The 6701-nt window shown below is 51.9% G+C and carries 6 protein-coding genes; all 6 read left to right on the top strand.

Annotated elements, in window-relative coordinates:
• Positions 1-369 precede the first annotated feature (369 nt).
• On the top strand, positions 370-1608 hold the full coding sequence (locus Q0369_RS07145) for a M20 family metallo-hydrolase (RefSeq protein ID WP_298097916.1): 1239 nt from the start codon (positions 370-372) through the stop codon (positions 1606-1608).
• A 10-nt stretch (positions 1609-1618) separates the two neighbouring features.
• Positions 1619-2935: an amidohydrolase gene (locus tag Q0369_RS07150; protein WP_298097919.1), complete on the top strand. Its 1317-nt coding sequence runs from the start codon at positions 1619-1621 to the stop codon at positions 2933-2935.
• 10 nt (positions 2936-2945) lie between these two features.
• On the top strand, positions 2946-3644 hold the full coding sequence (pepE, locus tag Q0369_RS07155) for a dipeptidase PepE (protein ID WP_298097922.1): 699 nt from the start codon (positions 2946-2948) through the stop codon (positions 3642-3644).
• Positions 3645-3655: 11 nt separating this feature from the next.
• Complete coding sequence (dcuC, locus tag Q0369_RS07160) at positions 3656-4999, top strand: C4-dicarboxylate transporter DcuC (RefSeq protein WP_298097926.1); 1344 nt, start codon at positions 3656-3658, stop codon at positions 4997-4999.
• An 11-nt stretch (positions 5000-5010) separates the two neighbouring features.
• The gene (gene pepT, locus Q0369_RS07165; protein WP_298097929.1) at positions 5011-6243 is read left to right on the top strand and encodes a peptidase T; all 1233 of its coding nucleotides are present in this window, start codon (positions 5011-5013) and stop codon (positions 6241-6243) included.
• 102 nt (positions 6244-6345) lie between these two features.
• Complete coding sequence (locus tag Q0369_RS07170; protein ID WP_298097932.1) at positions 6346-6528, top strand: hypothetical protein; 183 nt, start codon at positions 6346-6348, stop codon at positions 6526-6528.
• Positions 6529-6701 lie beyond the last annotated feature (173 nt).

Consider the following 6701-nt stretch of genomic DNA (forward strand, 5'->3'; position numbering starts at 1 on the left):
GTCGCAAATTTGCGCGGCAAACGCCAAATCCTGCGCCTCTACGGCGTCTCTTATCGCATCAAATAGACACTCCTCCTTATCTATCACGCTTTTAAGCTCATTTAGCTTTTCATAAAGCCCCTCTAGCGAGCCCTGCTTCATCTGCGCTCCTCGTTAAATTTTGCGATAATTATATCCGTTTAATCTGAAGTTAAGCAACTCGCTGCGATTTTAAAACCCAAAAGGCAAAATTTATAGCGTTATCTTAAAGCAGTTTTGCTCGCGCCATTTTAGCGCCCTATCTGCCGCCGCGATAGGCAAATTTCAGCTTTGTTATATAAATTTGATATTAAAATGCCGTACTCATAAATTTTTAAAAAAAGGGGATTTATGGACATAAACATACAGCGCCTTAAAAGCGAATTTGAGCAAATAAGCCGCTTTGGAGCTTTGGCGGGCGGCGGGCTTACGCGGCTTGCATTTTCGCGCGAGGATAAAGAGGCGCGCAATCTCCTCATATCGCTACTTCAAAAAGAAAATTTCAAGATCAAAATCGACGATACGGGCAATATTTTCGCTAAATTTGGAGGCGTTAAAAATCCCAATCTGCCGTCCGTAAGTGCTGGCTCGCATATCGATAGCGTGCCGCAAGGCGGCTTTTACGACGGCACGCTAGGCGTCATGGCGGCTTTGGAGGCGATCCGCACGGTACGAGATAGCGGAGAAAAGCTTGCGCGACCGCTGGAGCTCATCGTCTTTGTTTGCGAGGAATCAAGCCGCTTCAAAATGGCGACCGTAGGCAGCAAGATAATAAGCGGCAAGCTATCGCGGCAGCGGCTAGACGAGCTAAAGGATCGGGACGGAATTTCGCTATTTGACGCCATGCAGGAGTTTGGGCTAAATCCCGCAAATTTAAAAAACTGCATCCTGCCGAAATCCAGCTTTCATAGCTATATCGAGCTTCATATCGAGCAGGGGCCAGTATTGCAGAGGCGGGGTATCCCCGTGGGCATCGTCACGGGTATCGCCGCGCCCGTGCGATACGAGCTGCGGATCGAGGGCAGAGCCGATCACAGCGGTGCTACGCCGATGGATATGCGCTGCGACGCCCTAGCTTGCGCGAGCGAGATCGTTTTAAGTGCGGAGAGGATCGCAAAGGCGGGCAAAACCACGGTTGCGACGACGGGCTATGCAAACGCACTTCCCGGCGTGCTAAACGTGATCCCGGGCACCTGCACACTAGGTCTTGATATACGCGATATCGATGAGGAAGCGCTTAGGGCGGCGGACGATCAAATTTGCGCCGCGATAGATGAAATTTGCGCTCGCAGAGGGTGTAGATTTGAACTAAAAAATCTCATCAAAGATCGCCCCGTAAAGCTAAGCGAGGAGATGATAGATCTGCTTGAGAGCTGTGCCGGCGAGCTTAAAATTCCAAGCCTGAGGCTTCCTAGCGGCGCGGGACACGACGCGATGAATATGACGGGGCTTGCGGATCGCGTGGGGATGCTTTTCGTGCCGTGCAAGGACGGCATCAGCCACAACGTAAACGAAAGCATAAACTGGAACGACGCCTTCGCCGCTACGAAGGTTTTAGCCGCGGCGATGTTAAACTTAGCCAAAAAATAAAGGAGAGAAGATGGATGCTATCGCACAAAAAGTAGAGGCACTCAAAGGCGAGATGATTGGGGATCGCAGGTTTTTTCACTCGCATCCAGAGACGGGTTGGTTTACTTTTTTTACGACCGCCGTTATCGCAGATCGTATGCAGCGCCTGGGCTATGAGATAAAGCTCGGCCGCGAGGTGGTAAAGGCTGAAGCCAGACAGGGCGTAGGCAGTAAAGAGGCCTGCGAGAAGGCGAAGCGGCGCGCCAAAGAGCTGCTAAACGTGGATCAGATAAAATTTCTTGATGTGATGGAGGACGGACTAACGGGTCTCGTAGCCGAAATAGACACGGGGCGCGCGGGCAAGACGGTCGCTTTTAGATTTGACATAGACGGCGTGGACGTGACCGAGAGCACGGATGCGGACCACCGCCCTTTTAAGGAGGGCTTTCGCTCTGATATTAGCGGCATCACGCACGCGTGCGGGCACGATGGGCATATCACGATGGGGCTTGCTCTGGCAAAGCTGATCGCGCATAGCCTAGACGATTTTAGCGGTAAATTTAGATTTATCTTCCAAACCGCCGAGGAGGGCACCAGAGGCGCCGTAGGCATGGAAGCTGCGGGCGTCACCAAGGGCGTGGATTATCTGCTGGGCGGTCATATTGGCTTTCAGGCGAGCACCATGAGAGGCATCATCTGCGGTACCAAAAAACTGCTTGCGACTACTAAATTTGACGTAAATTTAAAAGGCAAGTCCGCTCACGCAGCGGGCGCGCCGCAAAATGGAGCCAATGCTCTGCTCGCCGCAGCCGAGATGGCGCTTGATATGCACGGTATCACTAGACACGCAGACGGCGTCACGCGTATCAACGTCGGCGTGCTGCGCGCAGGCGAAGGACGCAACGTCATCGCGCCTAACGGCTATCTTGCGTGCGAGACGCGCGGCGAGAGCACGGAGCTGAATGAGTTTATGAAGGCCAAATGTATGGACATAGTGGAGGGTGTTTCTAAAATTTATGGCGTCAGCTACGACGTGCAGGTTACGGGCGGCACCGCGGGTGGCGATAGCGACGAGGCCACCACGCAGCTTTACGAGGATGCGGCGAAGGCATCACCTTTCATCGATAACGATAAGATCGTAAGGGAGCTAAATTTCGGTGCATGCGAGGACTTCGCACATTTTATGCGCTCGGTGCAGGACGCGGGCGGCAAGAGCGGATATTTGATGATCGGCACGACGCTTGCGGCGGGACATCACAACGCCAAATTTGACTTCGACGAGGACTCGCTGCTTGCGGGAGTGGACGTGTATCTGCGCTGCGCGTATAAGCTAAACGGCAAAGCTTAAGGAAGGCGGTATGAAAAGAGCACTACTTCTAAGCGCTTCCAGTTACAAAGACAGCGGTTATCTGAACCACTGCAAGGGGTGGATCAAAGAATTTTTAGGCAGGTTATGGGAGGATGAAATTTTATTCATTCCGTTTGCGGGCGTTAGGCGCACGAACGATCAATACGAGCAGAAGGTAGCGGAGTGCTTGGAGAGCAACAATATCAGATCGATCCATCGATTCGGTGATGTGAAGGCCGCCGTTAAAAATGCCAAATCGATCTGCATCGGCGGCGGCAATACCTTCGTGCTGCTAAATGAGCTTTATAAATTTGATCTCTTAGGCGCGATCAAAGATGCCGTGGATGGCGGCACGCCGTATTTCGGCTGGTCTGCCGGCGCAAACGTCGCGGGCAAGACGATGATGACTACCAACGACATGCCGATCGTCTTTCCGCCCTCGCCGGTAGCTCTGGGGATCTTTCCGTATCAGATCAATCCGCACTTTATAAGCGGTAAAATTTCAAACCACAACGGCGAGAGCAGGGAGGAGCGGCTGGAGGAGTTTTTGATCGTCAATCAAAATGACAGCGTCTATGCTATGCCAGAGGGCAGCGCGTTTTTGATAAACGGAAACGAGTGTGAGGTGATGGGGTATGCGGACGTGCTAAAATTCGAGTATAAAAAAGAGATCTCGCGCATCGCCGTGGGAAGTAAATTTAAAATTTAAAAGGAGTTATCGTGCAGACTTTTAGGCTATTTTTGGCGCTTGCAGGTATCGTCGCGGTCGTCGCTTTGCTAATCATGAAGAAGGATACCAAAACCGTGCTTATCGGCGTGGGTTTGGTGCTGTGCGTGCTTTGTCTAAAGCCGCTGGACGGGCTGGGCGCCTTTACCTCGTATATGACTAAAGCAGGTCTTATTAAGGCGATCTGCGCCAGTATGGGTTTTGCCTTCGTGATGAAATTTACCGGCTGCGACCGCGCGCTCGTAAATTTACTAACCAGGCCTCTTGGCAATATCGGATTTTTATTGATCCCTATCGTCGTGGCGCTTACATATTTTATCAATATCGCTATCCCCTCCGCTGCGGGCTGCTCGGCTGCGGTCGGCGCTACGCTGATCCCCGTGATGATGGCTGCGGGCGTTAAACCGGAGATGGCGGGAGCTGCGGTATTTGCGGGAACTTTCGGTAGCGTTTTAAGCCCGGGCTCGGCGCACAACGTATTTGTCGCCGATATGGTAAAGGCGCACAACCCATCCTATACGGTTCAAGACGTCATCGGGGTGCAGTTTTCTAGCGCGATTACCGCTTTGATCGTGGTTTTGATCGTAATGAGTATAACGGCGATAGTTTGCAAAGACTACACCAGGGGGGTTAATTATCTCGCACAAAAAGAGGGCGGCGCAAATTCCGTTGCGTCAAATTCAGCCGACGGTTCAAATTTAGACGCGCAGCCTCAAAAGATAAACGTCTTATATGCGCTTATGCCGTTAGTGCCTCTAGTGATCTTGGTAATCGGCGGCACGAGCCTAAATCAGGTCCCTTTCCTGAAATGGACGAAGATGGGCGTCGCCGAAGCGATGCTACTGGGCGCTATCCTCACCATCGCCGTTACTCTAACCGATCCTCAAAAGATTACGAAGGAATTTTTCAAAGGAATGGGTAGCGCGTATGCCGATATCATAGGTATCATCATCGCAGCAGGCGTCTTCGTCGCGGGACTTAGCGCGTGCGGAGCGATCGATTTCGTAATAGAGTGGCTTAAAAACGAGCAGGGCTACGTAAAATTCGGCGGAACCTTTGTGCCGTTTTTTATGGGCGTCGTAACAGGCTCGGGAGACGCGGCGTCGATGGCGTTTAACACCGCCGTGACAGTGCACGCCGACGCGCTAGGCTTTGAGCAAGATAAGCTCGGTATGGCGGTTGCGATAAGCGGCGCGCTAGGCAGAAGCGCATCGCCGATTGCGGGCGCTTGCATCGTTTGCGCGGGACTTGCGATGGTAAATCCTATTCAGATCGCCAAAAGAACGGCTTTAGGTATGTTTATATCTGTCTGCGTCATCGCATTTGTTATTTTATAAAAGGCTTATTTGTGGATATTGTGCAGAGGTTTTTAAACTACACCAAAATTAACACCACCACGAATAGGGTCGCGGGCGCTGCGGGCATAATGCCCTCAAACCCCAAGGAGCTTGAGCTCGCAGGCCTCATAAAAGGCGAGCTCGAAGCTCTAGGCATAAAAAATATCAGCCTTAGCGAGAAGTCGATTTTGATCGCTAAAATTCCCTCAAATTTAGACGCGCCCGCTGCGAGCGTGGCGTTTTTTGCCCATCTTGATACCAGCGCCGAACGGAGCGGCGACACCAAAGCTCAGATCGTAAGATACGAAGGCGGCGATATCTGTCTGAATAAAGAGCTAGAGATCTATCTTAAAGAGAGCGAAAATGAGGAGCTGCAAGATTATAAAGGAGATGAGATCATCGTAACGGACGGCACCAGCTTGCTAGGCGCCGACGATAAGGCGGCGATCGCCGCAATTGTGAATGCGCTGGAATTTTTCGTCCAAAATCCGCAGATCAAGCACGGCGAAATAATCGCCTGCTTCGTGCCGGACGAGGAGCAGGGCTTGCTAGGCGCAAAGGAGCTGGATGTAAGCGAGATAGGCGCGGATTTTGGCTACTGCCTTGATTGCTGCGGCATCGGCGAGTTTATCTACGAGAATTGGAACGCGGGCGATTGCGTCGTTACCTTCAAAGGCCAGTCCGCTCATCCGATGAACGCCAAGGGCAAGCTCGTAAATTCCTTGCTTTTGGCGCATAAGTTTATCTCGCTGCTGCCCGCGGGCGAGGCGCCCGAGTACACAGAGAGCAAGGAGGGCTATTTTTGGATCAAGGAGCTTAGCGGCAACAGCGCAAAGACCGTCCTAAAGATCGACGTGAGGGAATTTGACGAGAAAAGATACGAGCAGCGTATGGAGTTTTTACAAAAGACGGCGGACGGGCTTCGCGCGATCTGGGGCGATCGGATCGAAATTTCGCTAAACGACCGCTATAAAAACGTCTATAACTTTTTGAAAAACGACGACGCGCTGGCGATACGCTTTGCGAAGCAAGCTTTTAAAAGCCTAAACATCGAGCCTAAGATCAAGCCTATGCGAGGCGGCTACGACGGCGCCGTCATCTCCGCAAAGGGGCTGCCGTGCCCGAACCTCTTTACCGGCGGGCATAATTTCCACTCGATCTACGAATATCTGCCCGTAGGCTCTTTAAAAGCGGCGAGCGAAGTGGTTAAGCAGATCATAACGTTAGCGGCAGAGGGGGCGTGAGCTTAGCTCGGCCGCTTTCTGCTCCGCACGCAGATTTGATTTTAATTTAGCTCGTTCATTCCGCCGCGAAATTTTATTTTGCAGGACGGAATTTTTGGCCCCATGGCGACGGACGACTCGGGCTACGACTATGACTCAGCTTTTGCGCGGTACCATTGTAGCGAGGAGATGGCGGAATTTCTGCTCGCGCTTTATGATAGCGATGCGTGCGTAGGCGCGGTGGATCGAGGCAGTTTCGAGTTTAGCCTGCAAGCTGCGCGATTTGACTATGCAGGTAAACGCTAAAATTTATGCATTACGCGCCGCGCGACGAAGCGTAAAATTTAGAATAACGTAGCGCCGGAGTTAAATTTGATCGTAAAGTGCGTTAAAATTTAAAGAAATTCAAGGAGCGAAAATGGGAAAATCCGCCTTGGTGCTGGGCGCTACGGGCGTCGTGGGCAGGGAGCTGGTACGCG

Origin of the sequence: uncultured Campylobacter sp. (assembly GCF_938030685.1) — a bacterium.
Lineage (GTDB): Bacteria > Campylobacterota > Campylobacteria > Campylobacterales > Campylobacteraceae > Campylobacter_B.